This is a genomic window from Urinicoccus massiliensis (assembly GCF_900120405.1).
Taxonomy (GTDB): Bacteria; Bacillota; Clostridia; order Tissierellales; family Peptoniphilaceae; genus Urinicoccus; species Urinicoccus massiliensis.
Genome location: NZ_LT635492.1, coordinates 730833 through 753240 on the forward strand (window position 1 = coordinate 730833; position 22408 = coordinate 753240).

24 protein-coding genes and 1 other RNA gene are annotated in these 22408 nt (G+C 49.0%); 4 read left to right on the plus strand and 21 right to left on the minus strand.

Annotation, left to right across the window (positions count from 1 at the left end):
* Nucleotides 1-88 precede the first annotated feature (88 nt).
* The 5 genes from BQ7400_RS03940 to BQ7400_RS03960 are packed head-to-tail and all read right to left on the minus strand — an operon-like array spanning nt 89 to nt 4876.
* Complete coding sequence (locus BQ7400_RS03940) at nt 89-1570, minus strand: cobyric acid synthase (RefSeq protein WP_072469544.1); 1482 nt, start codon at nt 1568-1570, stop codon at nt 89-91.
* Nucleotides 1567-2910: a cobyrinic acid a,c-diamide synthase CobB gene (locus tag BQ7400_RS03945; protein ID WP_083553265.1), complete on the minus strand. Its 1344-nt coding sequence runs from the start codon at nt 2908-2910 to the stop codon at nt 1567-1569. The genes BQ7400_RS03940 and BQ7400_RS03945 overlap by 4 nt, the downstream gene beginning before the upstream one ends.
* Before the next feature lie 2 nt (nt 2911-2912).
* Nucleotides 2913-3407, minus strand: a complete 495-nt coding sequence (locus BQ7400_RS03950; protein ID WP_072469546.1) for a GNAT family N-acetyltransferase — start codon at nt 3405-3407, stop codon at nt 2913-2915.
* Nucleotides 3400-4092: a DNA/RNA nuclease SfsA gene (gene sfsA / locus BQ7400_RS03955; RefSeq protein ID WP_072469547.1), complete on the minus strand. Its 693-nt coding sequence runs from the start codon at nt 4090-4092 to the stop codon at nt 3400-3402. Before sfsA ends, BQ7400_RS03950 begins: the two co-directional genes overlap by 8 nt.
* Complete coding sequence (locus BQ7400_RS03960; protein WP_072469548.1) at nt 4082-4876, minus strand: sugar phosphate isomerase/epimerase family protein; 795 nt, start codon at nt 4874-4876, stop codon at nt 4082-4084. The genes sfsA and BQ7400_RS03960 overlap by 11 nt, the downstream gene beginning before the upstream one ends.
* 285 nt (nt 4877-5161) lie before the next feature.
* Here BQ7400_RS03960 and BQ7400_RS03965 point away from each other — a divergent pair, with 285 nt between their 5' ends.
* From BQ7400_RS03965 to BQ7400_RS03975, 3 genes are read left to right on the plus strand one after another with little or no spacing between them, the layout of a single operon-like run.
* A complete protein-coding gene (locus tag BQ7400_RS03965) occupies nt 5162-6238 on the plus strand; it encodes a metal ABC transporter substrate-binding protein (RefSeq protein ID WP_072469549.1) in 1077 nt (358 codons plus the stop codon).
* Nucleotides 6235-6897 carry a metal ABC transporter ATP-binding protein gene (locus BQ7400_RS03970; protein ID WP_072469550.1) on the plus strand — a complete coding sequence of 221 codons (663 nt, stop codon included), beginning with the start codon at nt 6235-6237 and terminating at the stop codon, nt 6895-6897. The genes BQ7400_RS03965 and BQ7400_RS03970 overlap by 4 nt, the downstream gene beginning before the upstream one ends.
* A 1-nt stretch (nt 6898) precedes the next feature.
* Nucleotides 6899-7705 carry a metal ABC transporter permease gene (locus tag BQ7400_RS03975; protein WP_072469662.1) on the plus strand — a complete coding sequence of 269 codons (807 nt, stop codon included), beginning with the start codon at nt 6899-6901 and terminating at the stop codon, nt 7703-7705.
* A gap of 14 nt (nt 7706-7719) precedes the next feature.
* Here the strand turns inward: BQ7400_RS03975 and BQ7400_RS03980 are convergent, their stop codons facing one another.
* The 8 genes from BQ7400_RS03980 to pyrB form a co-directional block, all read right to left on the minus strand.
* Entirely contained in the window at nt 7720-8535 is an 816-nt protein-coding gene (locus BQ7400_RS03980; RefSeq protein ID WP_072469551.1) for a metallophosphoesterase, read from the minus strand.
* A gap of 89 nt (nt 8536-8624) precedes the next feature.
* On the minus strand, nt 8625-9635 hold the full coding sequence (locus BQ7400_RS03985; protein WP_072469552.1) for a M42 family metallopeptidase: 1011 nt from the start codon (nt 9633-9635) through the stop codon (nt 8625-8627).
* Between the two features lie 7 nt (nt 9636-9642).
* Complete coding sequence (carB, locus tag BQ7400_RS03990; RefSeq protein ID WP_072469663.1) at nt 9643-12873, minus strand: carbamoyl-phosphate synthase large subunit; 3231 nt, start codon at nt 12871-12873, stop codon at nt 9643-9645.
* 4 nt (nt 12874-12877) lie between these two features.
* Nucleotides 12878-13915 (minus strand): carbamoyl phosphate synthase small subunit, encoded by a 1038-nt coding sequence (locus tag BQ7400_RS03995; RefSeq protein ID WP_072469553.1) that lies wholly within the window; start codon nt 13913-13915, stop codon nt 12878-12880.
* Nucleotides 13916-13923: 8 nt separating this feature from the next.
* Nucleotides 13924-14823, minus strand: coding sequence for a dihydroorotate dehydrogenase (locus BQ7400_RS04000; protein ID WP_072469554.1), 900 nt, complete (start codon nt 14821-14823; stop codon nt 13924-13926).
* Entirely contained in the window at nt 14816-15508 is a 693-nt protein-coding gene (locus tag BQ7400_RS04005; RefSeq protein WP_072469555.1) for an iron-sulfur cluster-binding protein, read from the minus strand. The genes BQ7400_RS04000 and BQ7400_RS04005 overlap by 8 nt, the downstream gene beginning before the upstream one ends.
* Nucleotides 15501-15929 carry an aspartate carbamoyltransferase regulatory subunit gene (locus tag BQ7400_RS04010; RefSeq protein ID WP_034438819.1) on the minus strand — a complete coding sequence of 143 codons (429 nt, stop codon included), beginning with the start codon at nt 15927-15929 and terminating at the stop codon, nt 15501-15503. Before BQ7400_RS04010 ends, BQ7400_RS04005 begins: the two co-directional genes overlap by 8 nt.
* Nucleotides 15922-16845 (minus strand): aspartate carbamoyltransferase, encoded by a 924-nt coding sequence (gene pyrB, locus BQ7400_RS04015; protein ID WP_072469556.1) that lies wholly within the window; start codon nt 16843-16845, stop codon nt 15922-15924. The genes BQ7400_RS04010 and pyrB overlap by 8 nt, the downstream gene beginning before the upstream one ends.
* A gap of 181 nt (nt 16846-17026) precedes the next feature.
* On the opposite strand from pyrB, the gene ssrS reads away from it, so the two are divergent.
* A non-coding RNA gene (gene ssrS / locus BQ7400_RS04020) (6S RNA) lies at nt 17027-17207 on the plus strand.
* Nucleotides 17208-17283: 76 nt separating this feature from the next.
* On the opposite strand, the gene BQ7400_RS04025 is transcribed toward ssrS, so the two are convergent.
* The 8 genes from BQ7400_RS04025 to obgE form a co-directional block, all read right to left on the minus strand.
* Nucleotides 17284-17889: a ComEA family DNA-binding protein gene (locus tag BQ7400_RS04025; protein ID WP_072469557.1), complete on the minus strand. Its 606-nt coding sequence runs from the start codon at nt 17887-17889 to the stop codon at nt 17284-17286.
* Between the two features lie 2 nt (nt 17890-17891).
* Nucleotides 17892-18263: a RidA family protein gene (locus BQ7400_RS04030; protein ID WP_072469558.1), complete on the minus strand. Its 372-nt coding sequence runs from the start codon at nt 18261-18263 to the stop codon at nt 17892-17894.
* Complete coding sequence (rsfS, locus tag BQ7400_RS04035) at nt 18250-18600, minus strand: ribosome silencing factor (RefSeq protein ID WP_034438825.1); 351 nt, start codon at nt 18598-18600, stop codon at nt 18250-18252. The genes BQ7400_RS04030 and rsfS overlap by 14 nt, the downstream gene beginning before the upstream one ends.
* A 69-nt stretch (nt 18601-18669) precedes the next feature.
* Nucleotides 18670-19563 (minus strand): LCP family protein, encoded by an 894-nt coding sequence (locus BQ7400_RS04040; RefSeq protein WP_072469559.1) that lies wholly within the window; start codon nt 19561-19563, stop codon nt 18670-18672.
* Complete coding sequence (yqeK, locus tag BQ7400_RS04045) at nt 19547-20128, minus strand: bis(5'-nucleosyl)-tetraphosphatase (symmetrical) YqeK (protein ID WP_072469560.1); 582 nt, start codon at nt 20126-20128, stop codon at nt 19547-19549. The genes BQ7400_RS04040 and yqeK overlap by 17 nt, the downstream gene beginning before the upstream one ends.
* The gene (nadD, locus tag BQ7400_RS04050) at nt 20109-20723 is read right to left on the minus strand and encodes a nicotinate-nucleotide adenylyltransferase (protein WP_072469561.1); all 615 of its coding nucleotides are present in this window, start codon (nt 20721-20723) and stop codon (nt 20109-20111) included. The genes yqeK and nadD overlap by 20 nt, the downstream gene beginning before the upstream one ends.
* Nucleotides 20720-21007 (minus strand): YhbY family RNA-binding protein, encoded by a 288-nt coding sequence (locus BQ7400_RS04055; RefSeq protein ID WP_034438833.1) that lies wholly within the window; start codon nt 21005-21007, stop codon nt 20720-20722. Before BQ7400_RS04055 ends, nadD begins: the two co-directional genes overlap by 4 nt.
* An 8-nt stretch (nt 21008-21015) precedes the next feature.
* Nucleotides 21016-22281 carry a GTPase ObgE gene (obgE, locus tag BQ7400_RS04060; protein WP_072469562.1) on the minus strand — a complete coding sequence of 422 codons (1266 nt, stop codon included), beginning with the start codon at nt 22279-22281 and terminating at the stop codon, nt 21016-21018.
* Nucleotides 22282-22408 lie beyond the last annotated feature (127 nt).

Sequence of the window (22408 nt, forward strand, 5' to 3'; positions counted from 1 at the left end):
TTTACTATTATACCTAAATTCTAAAATTAAGTAAAGACTTTTCAAGGATTTCTGGGATACTTTTTTCTGTTATTCTGATAAAGCGTTGTCATCCTTGAAAAATCATCTTTTCCAGGGCATCAATGTCTAGGGCTTCCTCTAAACCATCCGCTAATTTGTCGAATTGTTCCTCCTTATAGGCGGCAAAATCGAAACTTTCTTTGCCGGGATCTAAATTTTTTTCCTTTAAAAGGGCTTCCACCAAGTTTTGAATAATTTCTCCTTGGTCTAAAAATCCATGGACATAGGTTCCTGCAACGGCCCCTTGGCAGGCCCCCTGACTTTCTGAAGAATTTGTATGGAGGCTTTGGCCCTCCCTTAAATCCGATTGGCCCATGTGGATTTCATAGCCCTTAAAGTCCAGTCCCGACCAGCAGGAGTAAAAACCTTCCAGGTCCTTGATCCTTCCATGGCATTGGACGGTGGTTTTTTCCTTGGAAAAAACAGTGGTCATGGGCAAGAGGCCCAGGCCTCTTAATTGACCTCCAGATTCCACCCCATAGGGGTCTTCCATCCAATCTCCCAGCATTTGATAGCCTCCACAGATGCCAAAAATCGGCACCCCTGCTGTCTTTCTTTGGAGGATCTTGCTATCCAATCCCCTTTCCTTCATCCACTTGAAGTCATCCATGGTGGACTTGGATCCCGGAATGATAATCATGTCTGCCTCTTCCAATTCTTGGGGGCTGGTTACATAGGTCAGGTCCACATCTGGGTGGAGAGACAGGGCGTGAAAGTCTGTAGCATTGGATATTCTTGGAATCCGAACCACGGCAATTTGGACCCGGCCCCTTTTTCTAAAGCGGTTCATGTGGTCTGAAAGAGAATCTTCATCTTCAATATCAATGTCTAAATAGGGCAGGACTCCCAAAACCGGCACCTTGGTAATATCCTCCAACTGTCTCAGGCCCGGTTCTAAAATCGATGGATCTCCCCGAAACTTATTGATGATAAAGCCCCGGGTCAGGTCTCTTTCCTCCTGGTCAAATAAGAGCATGGTCCCTGCCAGGGAGGCAAAGACTCCCCCTCGGTCAATGTCCCCTACAATGACAAAGGGGGTTTGGGTCTTTTTGGCAAAACCCGTGTTGACCATGTCTTGGTCTTTTAAGTTGATTTCCGACGGACTCCCGGCCCCCTCGCAAAGGATGAGGTCGTAGTCTTCTTTTAAGGATTCAAAGGCCTCTATAATTTTTGGAAAGAGCTTGTCCTTTTCCTTATAGTAGTCTCGAGCCGCCAGGGTCTTGTAGACCTTGCCCATGACAATGACCTGGCTCTTACGGTCGCTGGAGGGTTTTAAGAGGACGGGGTTCATCCGGACATCCGGCTCAATGCCTGCAGCTTCAGCCTGGACCACCTGGGCCCGGCCCATTTCAAATCCGTCCTTGGTTATAAAAGAATTTAGGGCCATGTTTTGGGCCTTAAAGGGGGCCACCCTGTAGCCCCTTCTCTTAAAAACCCTAGCCAGGCCGGCGGTTACAATACTCTTTCCTGCATTGGATGTGGTTCCTAAAATCATCAGTGCCTTGGTCATTGCTTCATCTCCTTATATTTTTCCATGGCTTCCACAAAGCGGTGGGCCGCCTTGGGGTTGGCCATCAAGTGGATATGGGGGTAGCCTGCGCAGAGGTTGCCATCTTGGACCATGGCGGACCAGCCCCTTTGACTTTGGGGCTTTTTGCCCTGGAAGACTTCCCCAGGATTGGTGGATTTGGAATAGTGAAATTCATGGGCCCGGATGTGGTCTCCCTTTTGGGCCAGGAGGTTGTCTTCCTGGGCCACCAGGTCAATATAACCAAAATTTTGTAGCTTGCCCGTCATTTGACTGGTGCCCGGAATTAGGCCGGCCAGTTGGTAGGTCCGGTCTCCCTCTTGAAAACCCTCCAAGAGGGTCATGTAACCACCACACTCTGCAAAAATCGGCATCCCCTTCTTGTGGCAGTCTCGAAGACTTTCTAAAAAGACTTGGTTTTTTTCCAAGTCCTCCATATAGAGTTCCGGATAACCTCCCCCTAGGTAGATTCCCTGGACATCTTGGGGGACGGCTTGGTTGGCCAGGGGAGAAAATTCTACAATATCCGCCCCCAGGTCTCTCAAGTAGTCTAGGGCGTCATTATAATAGAAGGAAAAGGCCCGGTCTCGAGCCAGGGCCAAGCGAACTTGGCCTATTTTTTTTACTTCCGGATAGGTGTCTGTTAAGTCTCCAGCCCCTTGACCCAGGGCCATAAGACCTTCCAGGTCTATACTTTCCAAGGCCTGGTCCCCGTAAGTTCCCACCAGGTCTTGGAGGTTTTCAATTTCATCAGCTGTAATGAGGCCCAGGTGGCGACTTTCCAAGCCCTCTTCAAAAAGGGGCAGGTAGCCGTAAACCCGGATGCCTGTATTGTCTTCTACAATCTTCTTATAATAGGCCGCCATCATGGGAGACACTCCATTGAGTAAAACCCCCTGGATGTTGGCATCCTTGCGAAAATTTTGCACCCCTTGGACCAGGGCTGCCAGGGTGGCTGCCAGGCCCTTGGGCTTGACCACCAAAACCACAGGAGTCTTGGTCCTCCGGGCCAGGTCGTAGGATGAAGAGGAAAACCCGGTTGAAATTCCATCATAATAGCCCATGACCCCTTCAATAATGGACAGGTCTCCGGCATTTTTGGTCAAGAGGTGGATCAAAAGATCGTCTTCCATCATATAGGGGTCCAGGTTGCTGGAAGTCAAGCCCAAGATCTTTTCATGGAACATGGGGTCAATGTAGTCCGGACCGGTTTTAAAGCTTCGAATATCCACCTGCATTTTTTTATAGGCTGCCAAAAGGGCCATGGTCATGGTGGTTTTTCCACTGTTTGAATTCATGGCCGCCAACATAAATCGACTCATCTTTACCTCAATTCTTTTTCAAATCCGTCCCGGTCCGTTCCATCAGCTACTTGGATGACGCCGGCATAGCGGTAGTTTCTTTTCTTCAATATCCTCTGCATGGCCTTGTTTTCCCTATGGGTATCAATCCGAACCAGGGACAACTTTTGGGCAAAATAGGATTCAATATCCTGGAAGATGCCATTGGAAAGTCCCCGGCCCTGGCCGGCATCTCCAATGGCCAGCCGGTGGATGGTGACATAGGACCCTTTAAAAGTCCAGGCCCCTTGAATTTTTTCATAATTTTTTTCTTGGCCCAGGACACAGGCCACCACGGCAATAACTTGGCCCCCATCCTCCCAGACATAGGCTTGGTCCTCTTCCAGGTCCTTCAAAAAATCAAGACCAGAAGGATAGGCCCCCTGCCACTGGTCCAGGCCTTCTGCCGCCATCCGGGCCTTGGCCTCTTGGTAAATTTTTTCTACAGCTTCCAAGTCTTGGATCTTTCCCTTACGCATAAAAATCAACTCCTAGCTGGATGGGCACTTCCCTATTTAAATGGATTTCCCCAGGACCGACCTTGCAGTCATAGGCGTGGACCCCCAGGCCCTTATCCATGGCCTCTTCCAGGGTCTTGGCGAAAAAGGGATCCATGGCCTGGTTGGGACTAAAGAGGTCAACTCCTTCCATTTGGATGACAAAAATCAAGTGGGCCTTCTTGCCCAGGTCTAGGGCCCGGACCAATTCTTGGATGTGGCGAGCCCCTCTTTCTGTTACGGCATCGGGAAAGGCCGCCCGGTTTTTTCGCTCCAGGGTCACCCCCTTGACTTCAAAGTAACTGTCCTTGTCAGCAAAGTCTAAACGACTATGGCCGAAAGTCACCTCACTTTTTAGGCTGGCCGGGTCCATAAAGGGAATTTTCCCGGCCAGGCCTGCCTCCTTAACCAGCTTGTTGGGGGCTCCCGAATCCAGGTTAATGAGGCGACCAGCCTTGTTAATGGCAATAAGGCTGTACTTGGTTTTCCGCTTAGAGTTTTGACTTTCCAAGAGGTAACAAGTCTCCCCCTTAAGCAACAATTCCTGGCAGCGACCAGTGTTGGGTACATGGACCACCACCTCCTGGCCTCCTAAAAGGCAGCGGGCAATAAAGCGGTTGTCCCGGTGGATAAAGGAGGCTTCTAAGACATTTCCTTCATAAAACATAGTCCAGTCCTCCCTGGTCAATGGCCTCTTGGAAGAGGGCCACTTCTTTTAAGATATCCCGAGGAAAATACTCCAGGCTCAAGGGTACATTGAGCCCGTGCCTTTGGAAGAGGGACAAAATTTCAATCCTCTCCTCAGGACCGGGTGGCATGTGCTGGTCTATCTCCCCATTGTTCCAATGGACATGACTGTAGCGGATCCGGTCTCCTAGGATGTCAAACCACTGGTCCAGGGAAAATTTTTTAGACAGTCGGGCGTGGCCCAGGTCCAGGTTGACCTGGACCCTGGGATGGTCAATGGCATCCACCAGGTCCCGGAGCCGTCTGGGATCGTCTTCGTAGACATTTTCTAAAAGCAGGTAGCCCTTAAAGGATGAAAATTCCTCCATCAGGGTATGAAAGACCCTCTTGTTTTCCTTCCGGTCCAGGTCCATCAAAAGAGAACTTTGGACAAAGGGGTTGATTTGGGAATGAAAAACCAAGTAGTCCGCCCCCAGCAAGACCGCCATATTTAGGCTCATCCGATACTTAAACATGGACGCCTCCTGGATGGCCCGGTCATAGGAATAGGGTTTTAAGTCAATAAAGGCCCCGTGGATGGCAAAGGGCCCCCTAATTTTTTCCCTCACCTGTAAATAATAATTGAGACTGTCGGCAAAGTTTTCTTGGAAGAGGTTGACTTCTGTAAAGTCTTGAATTTCCAAACCTATATTTTCTTTATTGCATACATCCGGAGAAAAAGTCTCCTTGGATTGGATGGCTTGTAAAATGGTTAATTGCTTCATAAATCCTCCATGGATTCATTATATCACAGACCTTGGGGTCTGAAAATAATCATGTAGTTAAAACTCATTCCTGTTTATTTTTCTCCTGTAAATAATATGAGTATTTGTTTATATGTTGATATTATCATATTATTTAGAATTTATCTTAAAGATTTTTTTCTTATATTTTTAATTATTGCAATTCATTCCTATATATTCTCTTGACTTTTCTTTCTTCAATGGTACAATAGGTTCGTTGACCAAATATATATACTATTAATATACTATTAAAGGAGATGTTTTTTTATGTTAAAAAAATCCATCCGTTTTCTTCTAGTCTTAACGGTCTTTGCCCTGGCTGCCTGCCAAAAGGCTCCGGCCAATAATCCAGGAGAAATGGATACCACCAGCAAGGAAGTTAAACAAGTTGTCTATACATCCTTTTTCCCCATTTACGATTTAACCCAAAGCCTGGCCGGCCCGGACTTTGACGTTCGGTCCTTTATGCCCCTGGAAGCGGAAGCCCACGACTGGGAACCCTCTGCCAAGGACATTAAGGAATTGTCCCAAGCCGACCTTTTAGTTGTCAACGGGGCAGGAATGGAAGCTTGGCTACCCAAGGTTCAAGAAGCCCTGCCAGACTTGAAGGTTCTTGACCTGAGCCAAGGTTTGGATTTAATTAAGGCAAGTCACCACCATGACGACGCTGACGAAGACCATGATCATGACCATGACGATGCTGAAGAAGCCCATGACCATGACCACGACGAGGCTGAAGAAGCCCACCACCACGACGAAGCAGAAGAAGACCACGACCATGAAGAAGACCACGAAGGCCACCACCATCACCATCATGGTCCCAACGACCCCCACAGCTTTTTATCTTTAAGCAACGCCATCCAATATGTGGACAAGATTAACCAGGCCCTGGGAGAATTGAACCCCGACAAGAAGGCTGCTGTTAATGACCGGGCCCAAGCCCTTTCCAAGGACTTCAAGGACCTTCTTGACCAATACAAGGAAGTCTTTGCCCAAAAGAAAAACAAGACCTTTATCGTTCCCCACCAAGCCTTTGGCTACCTGGCCCGGGACTTTGGTCTGGAACAATACCCCCTTCAAGGCCTTACCTCTGTTTCCGAACCAGACTTGAAAACCATCCAAGAAGCCATTGCAACCTGTAAGACACTTGGCATCAAAACAGTCTTCTACGAATTTGGCGGCCCCTCCAAGGGAGCAGAAGCCATTGCCAAAGAAGCCAAGATTGAAGCTGCCCCCCTGGCTACCATGGAAATGAAGGTGCCAGGAAAAGACGGCCAAGACCTCCACTACAAGGACTTAATGGAAATGAACCTGAAAAACATTGCTGAAAGCCTAGGCCAATGACAGCCCTCAGCATAAAAAACTTAACTTTTTCCTATGGGGACCAGGACCTTTTAAAAGACCTATCTATGGAGGTTCAAAAGGGAGACCTGGCTCTGCTCCTGGGAGAAAACGGGTCCGGGAAGTCCACCCTCTTAAAGTGCATCCTGGGCCTCTTGCCCTACCAGGGGCAAATAAAAATTTTTGACCGGGAAGTCACAAAAAATATGGACCTTTCCTCCATTTCCTATGTTCCCCAACAGGGAGATCAAATCAACCTCTCCTTCCCCATCAATGTTTTGGAGTATGTCCTCTTGGGCCTCTACCAATCCTTTAATTTTTTTAAGCAACCCAGCAGGACCAACAAGGCCCGGGCCATGGACCTTTTAGAGGATCTGGGCCTGGCCTCCCTGGCTAGCCAACCAGTCCAAACCCTATCCGGCGGCCAGAGGCAGAGGGTCTTTATTGCCCAGGCCCTGGTGAAAAATCCCCGACTTTTAATTTTAGACGAGCCTACAGTGGGGATTGATTCCCACCACTTGGCTTCCTTTAAGGAACTTTTGGCCCAGCTGCTAGGGGACCGGGACCTGACCATCCTAATGGTCACCCATGACCCGGACTTTAAAAACCTGCCGGATGCTCAAGTTTACATGCTAAGTAGGGGGGTCTTAAGCCATGGTTGAAATGCTACAATTTTCCTATATGCGCCAGGCCCTTTATGTGGGCATCCTCCTGTCCATTATGATCCCCTCTCTGGGGGTGATTATGGTCCACCGGAAGACTTCCATGATTGGCGACGCCCTGTCCCATTCCTCCCTGGCCGGTGTGGCCCTGGGTTTGATTTTAAATATTGATCCGGTCATTGGGGCCCTTTGCCTTTGTGTCTTTGCTGGCCTGTCCATGAACGCCATCCGGAAAAGATTCCCCCAATTTGGCGACATGGCCACAGCCATTGTCATGTCCACAGGCCTGGCCCTGGCTTCTGTCCTTTCAGACTTTGCTAAGGGTGGGTCTTCCTTTGACGCCTACCTCTTTGGGTCCATTACTGTGGTTTCTTCCCTGGACACCCTCTTAATCAGCATCTGTTTTGTCCTGGTGGTTTTTTCTTGTATCTACTACTACCAGGCCCTTTTATCCCTGGCCATTGACCCTATCCTGGCCCGGATTAACGGAGTCAAGGAAGGACAAATTGACACCCTCTTTACCATCCTGTCGGCAGCCACCATTGCCATTTCCTGTAAGGTAGTGGGGGCCTTGATGATTTCTTCTCTCATTGTCCTGCCCACAGCTACGGCTCTTTTATTTGCCAAGTCCTACAAGCAGGTCTACCTGACCTCGGTCCTTTTAGGCTCCCTCTATATGTTGGTGGGGCTCTTGTCCTCCTATTTTTACGGGATTAAACCTGGAGGAAGTGTCGTCTTAATAGCCCTGGCGGCCTTCCTGGTCCTGGGACTTTTTGGAAAAATAAAAAAATGGATGCAAAAAAAATGACAGTCTCACGACTGTCATTTTTCTTTTTCCAGACTAACCACCACCAGGTCCGGAGGGTTGTTGATCCGGATGGGAAAGGATGAATTTCCCAAGCCCCGGCTGGTGATTTGTCTGGTTTCTTTTAATTTTTGCATCCCCTGGGCCCCCTGGGGAAAAAATTCTCCATAGGGGCTTAAAAGAGGTCCCAGGATGGGCAGACGGATTTGCCCTCCATGGAGGTGGCCCGCAAGGACCAGGTCCAGAGGGTAGGAGGCAAAGAGACTCAAAAAGTCTGGCCTGTGGACCAGAAGGACCTGGTAGGCCTGGGGGTCAAAAGAGGCCTGGTCCAAAAGCTTCCTGTAGTAGTCTTCCATATCCTTTTTGGACAGGCCCCTTCCCTGGCTCCGGGGATCTTGGAAACCGTGAAGCTCTAACCCTTCTTCCAGGACCAGGGACTCATTGTCCAGGATGTGGATGCCCAAGTCTCGGTAGGCCTGGTGGATTTTTTCCAGGTCTTTGATCCGGTGTTCATGGTTACCAGTTACATAATAGCAGGGGTAGTGGACCACCAGTCTTTTTAAGAAATTCAGAGTAACTTCTGGCTTGGTCTTCCGGCTGTCCACCAGGTCTCCTGTCAAAAAAATATAGTCTGGATCTTCCTGGCAGATGGCCCGGTAGACTTTTTCTTGAAAGCCCCTGTGGTCATGGTTGTGGAAGTCCGATATCTGGCAAATCTTAAGAGACCGGCTAATTTTTTTACTTTTTATTTGATAGCGGCTTAGGGCCAGGGACTGGTTCTCCCGATAGATGAGAAGCCCTGCCAGGACCAGGGCCAAAAGAATGAAATACAAGACGACCTCCAAAACTTTTACCAGATCCTTGTCTGGTAATTTTTATCTTCATGTTGGATTGAAAAAAGTGGGACCTTGATCCCACTTTTTTAGCAACCTCCTTGGGCCCTTAAATAGGCTTCAAGGAGCCGGTAGGTATTTTCTAGTCCCCTTTTGTGGGTTCTTTCATAGCCATGGCTGGCAGAAACTCCGGGACCAATAAGGGCAAAACGGGCATCTAAACCGGAAGACCGGGCTGCCGATGCATCAGACCCGTAAAAGGGAAAGACATCTGTGGCAAAGTCCAGGCCCTCTTTCTTGGCCAGGTCAATGAGGTCCTTGGTCAAGTCATAGTCATAGGGCCCGCTGGAATCCTTGCGACAAATACTGACGTCGGTTTCCTTGGCCTCCAACTTTTCCCCAATGACTCCCATGTCTACAGCGATAAAGTCCTCCACATCCAGGTCCAAGCCGCAAGCCCCGTGGCCCACTTCCTCATAGCAGGAAAAAACCATGGTTACAGGGGGATGATCAAAGTCCTCCCAATGGTCTATTAGGGTCAATAGGATGGCGGCAGAGGCCTTGTCGTCCAGGTGGCGACTTTTAATGTAGCCATCTCCGGCCAGGCGAAACCTGGGGTCCAGGGAAATATAGTCCCCGTTGCAAATCCCCAGGTCTTGGACAGCCTTCTTGTCCTCAACAAGATAGTCCAAAACCACTTCCATGGATTGGGCATCCCTTTTTGCCGATTCAGCATCCTTACTGGCATGAACAGCGGGGTCCTTTAAGCGGACCGTTCCCTCATAGGTCTTGCCTTCCAGGGTATGGACCAGGACATTTTCCTGCTCCACATAGTTGAGAGGAAAGCCTCCCAAAGTGGTAACTTCCAAACGGCCATTGTCCTTGATTTTTTGCACCATCAAACCCAGGGTGTCAATGTGACAGGCCAGGGCAATCTTTTTTCCCTTCCCCGGCAGTTGCCCCAGGAGGGTCCCCTTCCGGGTCCTGGACCAGGCTACTTGGGGGTAGCGGTCTTGGATCCCCTGGAGGATTTCCCGGGTCATGCCTGTAGGGCTGGGGGTCTGGCAAAGCCATTGTAATTTTTCGAGAATTTTTTCCATATCTTCCTTACTTTCTATATTGGTCAAATTGGTTTAATTCGTAGAGCTTGATGCCGTCTTTTAGGGTTTCTTCCTGCAAAATTTCAATCAGGCTCTTGGCCTTGTCTACATTGCTTAAGAGTTCCACATCAGATTCAATGGCTGCCCTTCGGATCATAAAGCCATCTCTTTTGGCATCGCCCCCCTTGGTTGGGGTGTTGATGACAAGGTCAAATTTTCCTTCCTTGACTTCGTCCAAGATGGTGGGGTAGTCTTCCCCAATCTTACGAACATGCTCTGCCTTGATACCCAAGTCTTCCAGGAAGTTCTTGGTGTTTTCTGTTGCGGCAAAGCTGTAGCCCAGGTCCTTCATAATGAGGATAGAGTCCTTCAACTCTTCCTTGTCCTTGTCTCCCAGGGTTACCAAAACCCGTCTGGGGTGGCTGGTCAGGTCAATGCCCGATGCGATAAAGCCCTTGGCCAAGGCTTCCTTGCGGCTTAAGCCCACTCCCAGGTCTTCCCCGGTGGACCGCATTTCAGGCCCAAGACCTGCTTCTACTTGTTGTAACTTGTCTGTTGAAAAGACGGGGATCTTGGCACAGACCAAGTCGCCTTCTGGATAGAGGCCTGTTCCATAGCCCATATCCTTGAGCTTCTTGCCCAGGATCAATTCCGTAGCTACATCCACCATGGGGATGGTGGTTACCTTGGACAGGTAGGGAACCGTCCGAGAAGATCTTGGGTTGACTTCGATGATATAGAGTTGGTGGTCTTTTAAGATGTATTGGATGTTGACCAGGCCCAGGACCCCTAGGCTCAAGGCAATTTTTTTGGTTACTTGGACAATTTCTTCTTTTTTATCTTGGGGAATGTGGTCTGTGGGATAGATGGAGATGGAGTCTCCAGAGTGGATTCCGGCCCTTTCCAAGTGCTCCATAATTCCTGGAACCAAAATGTCCTCTCCGTCACAGAGAGCATCTACTTCGATTTCCATACCGTCAATGTATTGGTCAATGAGGATGGGATTTTTGGGATCTTTTTGGAAACCCCGGTCGCAATAGTAGCGAAGTTGAGTTTCCCCGTAGCAAATTTCCATTCCTTGGCCCCCTAGGACATAGGAGGGTCGAACCAGGACAGGATAGCCCAGGTTCTTGGCTATGCCCACAGCTTCTTCTGTGGTCCAAACCCCGTGGCCCTTGGGACGTTGGATGCCCAATTCTTCCAGCAATTCATCAAAGCGCTCCCGGTCTTCTGCCCGGTCAATGGCGTCGGGGTCTGTCCCCCAAATGGGGATTTCAGAATTCTTAAAGAAGTCTGCCAGTTTAATGGCTGTTTGGCCACCAAATTGCAGGATAACTCCATCGGGCTTTTCCCGGTCGATAACATTTAGGGTATCTTCAATGGTCAGGGGCTCAAAGTAGAGCTTGTCTGCCAGGTCAAAGTCCGTGGATACAGTTTCCGGATTGTTGTTCATCAAGATTGTTTCATAGCCCAGCTTGTTTAGGGTTTGAACACAGTGGACACAGCAGTAGTCAAATTCAATCCCTTGGCCAATCCGGATGGGACCAGACCCAATAACCAGGACCTTTTTGCCAGTTTTTTCCAGGGCCTTTTCTTCCGATTCCAGGTCATAGGTGGAGTAGAGATAGGGTGAATCCACCTTTAGGGACCCGGCACAGGTGTCCACCCCCTTAAAAGAGGCGGTGATCTTGTAGAGTTTTCTTAATTCATAGATAAACTTGGGCGATTCCCCAATAAAGTTCCCAATGGCCACATCGGAAAATCCACGTTTTTTCAAGTCTCTCAGGACATTTTCCGTCAAATCGTCCTTGGTCATTTCCTTGAGCTTGCTTTCCCTTTGAACAATGTCGGCAATTTCATAGAGGAAGAATTCGTCAATTCCCGTTTCCAGACCTAGTCGTTTAATGGAGTAGCCCCGTCTTAAGAGTTCAGCCAGGACAAAGAGTCTTTCATCAGAGGGAGATAGGACTTCCTTTTTCAATTCTTGGAGGGACTTTTCAGCTAGACCAGGATGCTCCAGACTGAATTTCCCAATTTCCAAGGACCGGAGGCCCTTTAAAAGAGCACTTTGGAAGGAAGACCCAATGGCCATGACTTCCCCTGTGGCCATCATCTTGGTTCCCAGTTGCCGTTTGGCATTGTAGAACTTGTCAAAGGGCCATTTTGGAATCTTAACAACTACATAGTCAATAACCGGTTCAAAGGCTGCCGAAGTCTTTTTGGTAATCCGATTTTCAATTTCGTCTAGGCGGTAGCCCAGGGCAATGTTGGTAGCCACCCGGGCAATGGGGTAGCCTGTGGCCTTGGAGGCCAGGGCCGAAGACCGGCTAACCCGGGGATTGATTTCAATAACGGCATACTTAGTAGATGTTGGGTGGAGGGCAAATTGTACATTGCAGCCTCCTTCAATGCCTACTGCATCGATAATCTTAAAGGCAGACCTTTGTAGGATGCCATATTCTAGAGGACTCAGGGTTTGGGTAGGAGCTACCACAATAGAATCCCCAGTATGGACCCCAACAGGGTCGATATTTTCCATAGAGCAGACCACAATCTTGTTGCCGGCGTGGTCCCTTATAACTTCAAATTCAATTTCCTTCCAACCGGTAATACACTTTTCAATAAGGACTTGGTGGACCCGGGACCGGTGGAGACCACCTGTGGCGATTTCCGTCAATTCTTCCTTGTTCTTGGCAATTCCGCCCCCGGTGCCTCCCAGGGTAAAGGCCGGCCGGACTACTACAGGGTAGCCCAGGTAGTCGGCGTATTCCAGGGCTTCATCCAGACCTGTTACCGTCTTGGATGGAATCAGGGGTTCGTCAATTTCTTCCATGAGTTCTCGGAAGAGTTCCCGGTCTTCCCCCTTCTTGATGCCGGAAATGGGCGTTCCCAAAACTTTTACATTGTACTTGTCCAAGATTCCCTTTTCATAAAGGTCCATACCCAGGTTCAGGCCAGTTTGTCCCCCCATACCGGGAATCAGGTGGTCGGGTCTTTCTTTTTCAATAATCTTTTCCACCACATCCAGGGTCATGGGCTCAATGTAGATCTTATCAGCCATGCCCCGGTCGGTCATAATGGTGGCGGGGTTGGAGTTAATTAGGACAACTTCGATCCCGTTATCTTTCAGGGTTTGACAGGCTTGGTTTCCTGAATAGTCAAATTCAGCTCCTTGCCCAATGACAATGGGGCCTGACCCCAAAACCAATACTTTTTTTACGCCTTCAAATTTGCCCATGTCTTCACTCTCCAATTCTTTCATCTAAAACAAAGTTACATTCGCCATGATAGGGGTCTTCTTCGGCTTGGAAGAGGAAGCCCCAGGCCCGGTAGTCCTTGGCCTTAAAAGCTGCCGTTGTTTGGTCCAGCAGGTTGATAAAGCTAGGCTCAATAGGCTTTTCATCAATTAAACCATACTGGTAGTTTTGGTGGCTGTGGTAGATTTTTTTGGTCTTTAAATCCATGATGGGTTGGGACCCCTTGTGGCCGGGAAGAAACTTGATTCCGCAGCCCAATGCTCTTGCCAGCATTTGTGCTCCCAGGCCAATGCCCATAAGGTCAATCTTGCCAAGAATTTGCTCAATGTCTGAAATAATATCTTGGACCATGGTGGGGTTTCCTGGACCAGAAGATAGGATTAAGAGGTCGTGCTTGGCATCTAGAATTTTTTCAAAACTTGTTTGGGCCGGATACTGGGTAATGGAACAATCCCTGGCCTTGAGATAGTCAATCAAGCTCTTTCTTAAGCCAAAGTCCCAAACAGCTACGTCCTTGCCCTTGCCGGGATAGTAAATTTTTTCCTGGCAGGTTACATCAAAGACCCCATGGCTTAAGTCCATATCATCCAGGAGGGTTTTTAACTCACTTTCCGTCTTGGGCTTGCGGGTAATAATCCCCCGGAAGGAATGGTGGTCTAAGAGGTAGCGGGAAAGGGCCCGGGTGTCAATGCCGCAAATTCCCGGAATTTTGTGGTAGTTTAAGTAGTTGTCAATGTTAATTTCATAGCGGAAGTTGTTGGGATGGTCAATTTTTTCCCGGCAAATGACCCCCTTGAGTTGGATGTCCGGGCTTTGTTCGTCCGTTAGGTTAAAACCATAGGTCCCAATTAAGGGGTAGGTAAAGACCAGGAGTTGGCCGTAATAGGCCGGGTCTGTAATTAACTCTTGCTGGCCCACCATGGCGGTATTGTAGGTGAGTTCCCCTACAACATCCTTGCCCTTGTAGCCAAAGGCTGTTCCCTCAAAAAGACTTCCATCTTCTAATTGTAAATATGTTTTCATCTTTCCCCTCACTTTATACAAGCTATTATTTCCGATATATTTTCTAAGTGGTTTTCTTGACAATAATCTTCCAGGTCCTGGAGAATTTTAGGTACCAGGAAGGGATCATGGAAGTTCATGGTCCCAATTTGAACAGCAGATGCTCCCACCATGAGCATGGCCAGAACATCTTCCGCCGAGGCAATTCCTCCCAATCCCACAACGGGAATATCCACCGCCTTGGCCACCTGGTGGACCATCCTCAGGGCCAGTGGAAAAATACAGGGCCCCGACAGGCCAGCATAAACATTGTCAAAAACAGGCTTGCGATGGGCAATGTCCACTGCCATGCCCTGGACCGTGTTAATGAGACTTACAGCAGCTGCCCCGGCCTCTTGGACACCCTGGGCCAGGTCTGCCACCGGGTCCCCGTTGGGAGATAACTTCACCATAACCGGGTGGCGGGACAGGTCCACCACCTCCCGGGTAATGGAGGCTGCCGAGTCACACTTGAGACCAAAAAGCAGGCCCCCTTCCTTGACATTGGGACAGGAGATGTTCAATTCAATGAGGTCAATGTCCAGGTCGTTTAACCTTTCTGCCCCTCTTAAATAATCATCCCGACTGTTTCCACCCAGGTTGACAATGATCCCCGTATCCAGGCTCCGCATCTCTTGGTATTCTTCCTGGCAAAAATGTTCAATACCTGGGTTTTCCAGGCCAATGGAATTTAAAATCCCCGAAGGCGTTTCCCAAATCCGGATGCCGGAATTGCCAGCCTTGCCGGCATAGGTCAGCCCCTTGGAAGAAATGGCCCCCACTATGGAGGGGTCATAAAACCTCCGGTATTCTTCCCCGTAGCCATAGGTCCCTGAAGCCATAATCAGGGGATTTTTTAATTTTAGCTTGCCAATCCTCGTCTCAAGCATGGTCCAACTCCTCTTTTGCAAATACTGGTCCATCCAGGCAGACCTTCTTACGACCCTCCTTGCCCTGGCAGCTACAGGCCAGACAGGCTCCAAAACCGCAACCCATTCTCTCTTCCAGGGACAATTCCAGGTCCTTGTCCTCCTGGCGGCAGCGGTCCAAAACTGCATTCATCATGACCCGGGGGCCACAAGTGTAAAATTGGTCATAGGCCTGGAAGTCCACAGCCTCTGTAATGTAACCCCCCTCTTGGATTTTCAAATCCAGGGGATAGTCCTTTAAGTAGTCCCCAAAGCCCTGGGCATCCCTGGTACCGAAGTAGACCCTGGTAGTTCCCTTGAGAAAACGACTCAGGTAGATAAAGGGAGCCAGGCCAACCCCACCTGCAATACAGGCCACCTTCTTGTCCGGATAGGGAGTAAAGCCCCGGCCATAGGGCCCTAGGATCCTCAGGTCCTCTCCCGCCTCCAACTTGGAAAATTCTTCCGTTCCCCCACCTACGACTTCATAGAGGAGGCCCAGCTGGCCCTCATGGTAGTCGAAAACGCTAATGGGTCGGCCCAGGAGCTTGGCCCCGTCCTTGGGATAGACCATGTAAAACTGGCCGGGCTTGGGAACAGATTTCTCTTCCAACCAAAGGACATAGGTATGGGGATTGATTTGGTCTTGTCGAATAATTTTAGCCACGATGCAACTCCATTACTTGGTCACAATAACAACAGCGGTAGCTTACTGGGTCCTCCCCTGCCAGGTCAAACATTTCTTCCAGGTCTTGGTGGTTGCTAACACAGGCCGGGTTCTTGCAGGTTAAAACCCCTCGGACATGTTTGGGCAGGCGGATTTTTTCCTTGTTGACCACCTGGCCATTTTCAATGACATTCACCGTACCAGAAGGAGCCATAAGCCCCACCAGGTCCATGTTTAAGTCAAAGTCTGTTTCAATCTTAATCAGGTCCTTTTTTCCCATTTTACTACTGGGAATCCCCGTCATTAAAACCACAACCCCCTGGACATTTTCCAGTTCCAGGCCGTGGTAGAGCTTGATCCCCTCCCCGGCCTTGATGTGGTCAATAACAACTCCCTTGCGAATCTTCGATACATTAATCATTGGCAACCCCCAGCAAGATCATCATCAGCGCCATTCTTACATACATGCCCAGGTGGGCCTGGTTAAAGTATACCATTCTCGGGTCCGAATCCAGGGACTTTTCAATTTCCAGCACCCTGGGGAGGGGGTGCATGACAATCATGTCCTCCTTGGCCAGGGCCATTTTTTCTTGGTCCAGGATATAGAAGTCCTTGAGGCGTTCATACTCTCGCTCAGAGACAAAGCGTTCCTTTTGGACCCGGGTCATGTAGAGGACATCCAGGTCCCCCATGACCTGGGACAAGTCTTCCACATAGGTCACATGACCCTTTTGGATTTTTTCCTTGACATAGGAAGGCAGGGCCAGGTCCTCAGGAGCGATGCAGACATAGTCACAACCCCCCAAAATTTCCAGGGCCTCAATGAGAGAGTGGATGGTCCGGCCAAACTTCAAGTCCCCGCAAAGGCCAATGGTCAACTTCCTATTTAACTTCCCATAGCGGTGGAGGGTGTAGAGGTCAGTCAGGGTTTGGGTGGGGTGCTGGTGGGACCCGTCACCGGCATTGATAATGGGCGTCTTTGTCAGGACTTGAGCTCCTAAAAAAGCGGCTCCTTCTAAAAAGTGCCGCATAACAATTAAATCCGCATAGCCTTCAATAATACGCAAGGTATCTGCAAGACTTTCGCCCTTTGCTGTTGATGTATTCCCTTGGTCTGAAAAACCAATAACCCGACCTCCCAGTCGGTTAAAAGCAGCCTCAAAAGATAGGCGGGTCCGGGTAGACGGCTCAAAAAAAAGACTAGCCAAGACCTTACCTTCACAGGAATGGGAAAACCCCTCCGGCTTTTGTAAAATAAGATCTGCTAGTCGAAATGCTTCTTGGTATTCAGTTGTAGACCAGTCCGACGGTCTAATAAAATTGGATTGACGAATCATTTTGTCCTCCTGTTTTATTCCTCAACTTTTTCTAAACTATTTTAATCTATCCACACCCTAAAGTCAAGATAAGATTTTTATTTTGAAAAAAGTTATTTTTTCTTATCTTCCCCTTAAATTCTTTCCGTCTTCCCCCTACTTCCTTGCTATTTTCAGTAAATCATTGTATAATATTTGTAAAGAAGCTCTACGGTGTTCGATGGACTTCATCTTAATTCAACCGACAAATCAGACACGGGAATCTGTGTTTAGCCGGTAAGGGCAAGCCCCCTTGAGGGGACGTTTAAACCGGTTAGTAAGATACCCACCTTAACAACAGGGCGGGTCTGAATTAAATGAAGAAACGGCATTGTGGAGTCTACATAGGTCGGGCAAATCCCGACAAAAAACCAGGATGGTTTTTGGCCTATCCTGGTTTTTTTCTTTCCTTCTTGGTCCTTAGAAAACGGACACATAGTCCTTCATTTCTTCAAACTTTTTGTCCCCAATCCCCGGTAAGTTTTTCAGGTCTTCAATTTTTTGATAGGGGGATTCCTGTCTTTGGTCCAGGATCCTCTGGGCGGTTTTTTCTCCCACACCGGGAATTTTTTGCAGGTCTTCCAGGCTGGCGGTGTTGATATTGATCTTGTCCTGGTTTTGGGCGCTGGATTGGCCCTGGACCTGCTGGGTCTTTTCATTCTTACTGGGAACATGGATCCTGGCCTCGTCTTGGACCTTGGCAGCCAGGTTGAGTTGGTCGGGGTCGGCCTGGTCGGTAAAGCCTCCAGCTGTATTGACTACATCTATGACCCGGACGGCTTCTGAAAATTCATAGAGGCCTGGTTTTTTCACAGCTCCTGTAATGTGAACATAGGTCCCACCAGCTGTTTTTTCTATGGGCTGGTCCTGGCTGGTGTCCATTTCCAGGGCCTGGGCCGGGTCAAAGTCCTCTTGGTCCTTGGGGCCCTGGCGGGAATTTTTTGCATAAAAGGCCAAAAGAAAGAGAACCAGGGCCAAAAAAACCGCCAGTTTCTTTTCTCTTGGGCTAAAGGGCTTGTTCCACATAACTAGTCCAGAGCAATGGCTTCAATTTCCAAACAGGCCCCCTTGGGCAGGCTTTTGACTTCCACGCAGGACCGGGCCGGTTTGTGGTCTGTAAAATAGGCCCCGTAAGCTTCATTTACCAGGGAAAAGTCCTCCATATTGCTGATGAAGATGGTGGTTTTTACCACCCGGTCCAGGCCGGACCCAGCTTCTTCTAGGATGGCCTTGATGTTTTCCAGGCTTTGCTTGGTGGCCTCCCGGATGTCTTTTTTCAGTTCTCCCGTCTCAGGGTCCAGGGGGAGTTGGCCGGAAACAAAAATCAAATTTCCCCCAAGGATGCCTTGGCTATAGGGGCCAATGGCTCCTGGGGCTTTTTTTGTCTCAATCTTCTTCATGGTCTTCCTCCCGGTCTTTTTTCCAGAGTCTTTCCAGACCATAATAGTCTCTTTCTTCCCGGTGAAAGATATGGACAATGACATCGCCAAAGTCCAGGACGATCCACCGGGCTTCTCTTTGCCCTTGGCGGTGGCTGGGTTCAATGCCCAGGTCCTCCATCTTCTCAATAACGGCGTCGGCAATGGCATCCACTTGGGCTGTGGAATTTCCACTGGCCAAGACAAAGTATTCTGTCAAAGATGTCATCTTTCCAACAGGTAAAACATCAATATCGCTTGCCTTTTTATCTTGGCAAGCCTGGGTGATTGCTTGAATTTGTTCTTGTAAGTTTGCCATAGTTACCTCCTGCTTTTATTATACTAAAGTTTTTCTTTTTTATAAAGGAAAAGACACCCTCCAGGGTGCCTATAAGATTCCTTGTGCGGCCAAAAGATTTCTGGCCTGGTCTTCATCTAGGATAAAGTAGGATAGGTGGTCAATCATCTTGGGACTACCGGGCAGGGTAGCGGATTGGAGACCATCTTCTCCCATTTGGGCCAGGATGGGGCTCATTTGAATCAGGGCCGATAAGGGAATGGTGGAATCGGCATTGTCTTGGTATTTTGCCAAGAAAACCGGGGCCTTGACCCATTGTTCTGGTTTTTTCAATTCCCTTAAAAAGGCGCCGATAAATTGTTGTTGGGCTTGGACCCGACCCAGGTCGGCATTCTTGTAGCCCTTGCGGAAGCGTAAAAACTTCACTGCGTCCTCCCCGTTTAGGGTTTGGAGGCCGGGTTTAAAGTGGATAATCAAGGAATTTCCCACTGTGGTGTCTTCATAGTTCATCTCCATGGGAATATCCACTTGGACTCCCCCCATGGTATCCACCATGTCCTTGACAAATTCATAGTCAATCAGCATATAGTAGGGAATTTGGGTCCCTAAAAGTTGGTTGACAGTCTTAAGGGACAGGTCCGGTCCCCCATAGGCAAAGGCATGGTTGATTTTTTCCTTGTGCTTTCTCCCCTCAATCTTGGTCCGGGTATCCCGGGGGATGGAGATCAGGGAGATGGACTTGTTGGTCTTGTTTAGGTGGACCAGCATCATGACGTCTGACCGGGGTTTGCCCTGGCTCTTGTCCTTGGAATCAACCCCAATGAGTAAAAAGTCCAAACTATCTCTCTTGTTGCTGGTTAAGTCTGCCACCAGGTCCAAGGGGTCTTGGTGGTGGACCGAGGCCCCGACATAAAAGACCCCCACCAGGGAGGCCAGGACCAGGACCACCAGGGTCAGGAGAAAGGCCTTAATAAATTTTCCCATGGTTCACCTTCTTTAAAAAATCATTTCTCGCCTCTAGGCTCTTTATGGTTATATAGCTGTTTTTTTCAATTAAGTATTGGATGGTGCGGTTTAATGCTTGGTACATAGCTTGGTCTAAGTCTTCCTTTATTTCTTTTCGAACCTGGTCTACACCGTCAAAGTCCCGCATGGGTTCGGCATAGTCGGCCAGGTAGATAATCTTTTCCAAATCAGTCATGCCGGCCCTTCCTGTGGTGTGGTAGGCTATAGCATTTAAAATATCTCGGTCCCGGACCCCGTACATTTTTTCCGCCGCCAGGGCCCCTAGGAGGCCATGGACCACTTGAGGGGCCTGGTCAAATTCTTCTGTCCATTCCAGTCCCAGGTCCCGGGCTGCTTTTTTTAAGAGGTCCAGGTCTCGGATCTTCATACAGTCGTGGTAAAAACCAGCCAGGTAGGCCTTTTCCGGATCCAGGCCATAGTGGACGGCCAGGTCCTTGGCATAGTCCGCCACCCGAAGGACATGGTCCATGCGTTTTTGGCCAATCCGGCTTTGAATTTCTTCTTTATCCCTTGTAATATCCATTTTCTTGAATCCTCTGTCTAATTTCTTCCTTGACCAGGTAGCGGATGGACTTGCCCTCCTGGATCCTCCTGCGGATGTCCGTGGAAGAAATCTCGTAAAGGGGCGTTTCCACCACCACAATTTCCGCCTGGAATTGCTCTTTCAAGGTGTTGATTTCCCAAACCATTTTTTCCTTGTTCATGCTGTCAAAACCCGGCCGAATGGCCAGGGCAAATTCTAGCTCCTTGGCCAATTCGTCAAAACGCTCCCAGCCCCTTAGGTCGGGTAAAATATCTAAACCAATTAGGAAGTAAAATTCATCCTGGGGGTAGGCTTCCTTTAGGGCCTGGACAGTATCCACAGAATAGCTGATGCCCCTTCTTCGAATTTCCATGTCCGATACAGAAAAGTGGGGGTTGTCCCTGGTGGCCATCTTGACCATGTCCAACCGGTCCCGGGCATCCAAAAGCCCCTTTTGCTTGTGGGGCGGGTTCCCCGTAGGGATAAAGATAATTTCATCCAGGTCCAATTCCACCCGGACATACTCACTCATCATGAGGTGGCCCATGTGGATGGGGTTAAAGGACCCGCCCATGATCCCATAGCGTTTGGTCATGGCAGGACAATGGTGGGTTTTTCCGAAGAGGGCCGGTAGATAACCAACTTGTTGCCCAGTTGGCTGACAAATTCCGCCCCGGTTTGGGCTAAAATTTCCTCTTGGATTTCCCGGGCTTGGACCGGGGCATTTTTCAAGACATTGATTTTTACCAATTCTTCATTTTCCAAAAGGACCTCTAATTGGCTGTAAAATTCCGGACTCAAGCCTCCCTTGCCCACCTGCATCTTGGCTTTTAAACCGTTGGCCAGGCCCTTTAAATACGATCTCTGTTTTCCTTTCATGGGTCCTCCTATTCAAAAAATTCAAATTCGTAGTCGTTGATAAAGACGGATTCTCCCTCTTGGATCCCCAGGTCTCTCAGCTTGTCTACCACTCCGTTCTTCCGGAGGTTTTCTTGGAAATACCGCAAGGATTCCCGATCATCAAAGTAGGTGGACCTTAAGAGCTTGTCGATATAGGGCCCTTGAACTAGAAAACGTCCATTTTCCTTCTTGACTTCAATTCCCGGAGCCTTTTCCTTTTCTTCTTCCACATATTCTTGGTCAAAGGTCAGGCTTTCATAGGGCAGGTCCTTTAGGGCCTCTTGGATCCCATAAAGGAGCTGGGTCAAATCCTTGGTGGTGGCTGCCGACCCGGCAAAGACTTTCAGGTCCGGGTACTTGGCCTTAAAGCGGTCTAAATTTTCCTGGCTCCCTGGCAGGTCCATCTTGTTGGCAAAAACCAATTGGGGCCTTTGGGCCAATTTTTCATGGTAGTTGGCCAACTCTTCATTGATTTTTACATAGTCGTCCAGGGGGTCTCGGCCCTCTTGGCCACTCATGTCTAAAACATGGACCAAGATCCGGGTCCGTTCAATATGACGTAAAAAGTCATGGCCCAGGCCCACGCCCTGGCTGGCTCCCTCAATTAAACCGGGAATGTCTGCCACGACAAAAGACTGGCCTTGGCCCATGGCCACCACGCCCAGGTTAGGTTGGAGGGTGGTAAAGTGGTAGTTGGCAATTTTGGGTCGGGCTGCAGAAACCACAGATAGGAGGGTGGACTTGCCCACATTGGGAAAACCAATCAAGCCCACATCGGCTAGGACTTTCAGCTCCAGGCAAATTTCCCTTTCCTCCCCCATAGATCCAGCTTGGGCAAAGGAAGGCGCCTGTCTGGTAGATGTGGTAAACTTGGCATTGCCCCTGCCTCCCCGGCCTCCTTGGGCAATGGTGTAGGCCTTGCCGGCCTCATTTAAGTCGGCAATGACATGACCGGTTTTTTCATCCTTAATCAAGGTTCCCACGGGAACCTTTAAAATAATGTCTTCCCCATCTTTTCCAAACTGCTTTTTACTCCGGCCATTTTCACCATTCTTGGCCCGGTATTCTTTTTGATAGCGAAAGTCCATAAGGGTGTGTAGTCCCGTGTCGGTTTCTAAAATTACACTTCCCCCGTTTCCTCCGTCGCCACCAGCAGGTCCTCCCGCCGGTTCATATTTTTCTCTACGCCAGGCCACGGCTCCGTCTCCGCCCTTGCCGGCAATCACCTTAATATGTGCAACATCGATAAACAAGATTTCCACCTCTCTTTCTATTTCCTCAATTATAACATAGGTCCCTTAAAGAATGCTTATCTTGCGTCTAAGTTTTGTCTAAGAATTTTGCAAGAAAAAAGGCCAGGTCTAGGCAGACTCTCCTGTC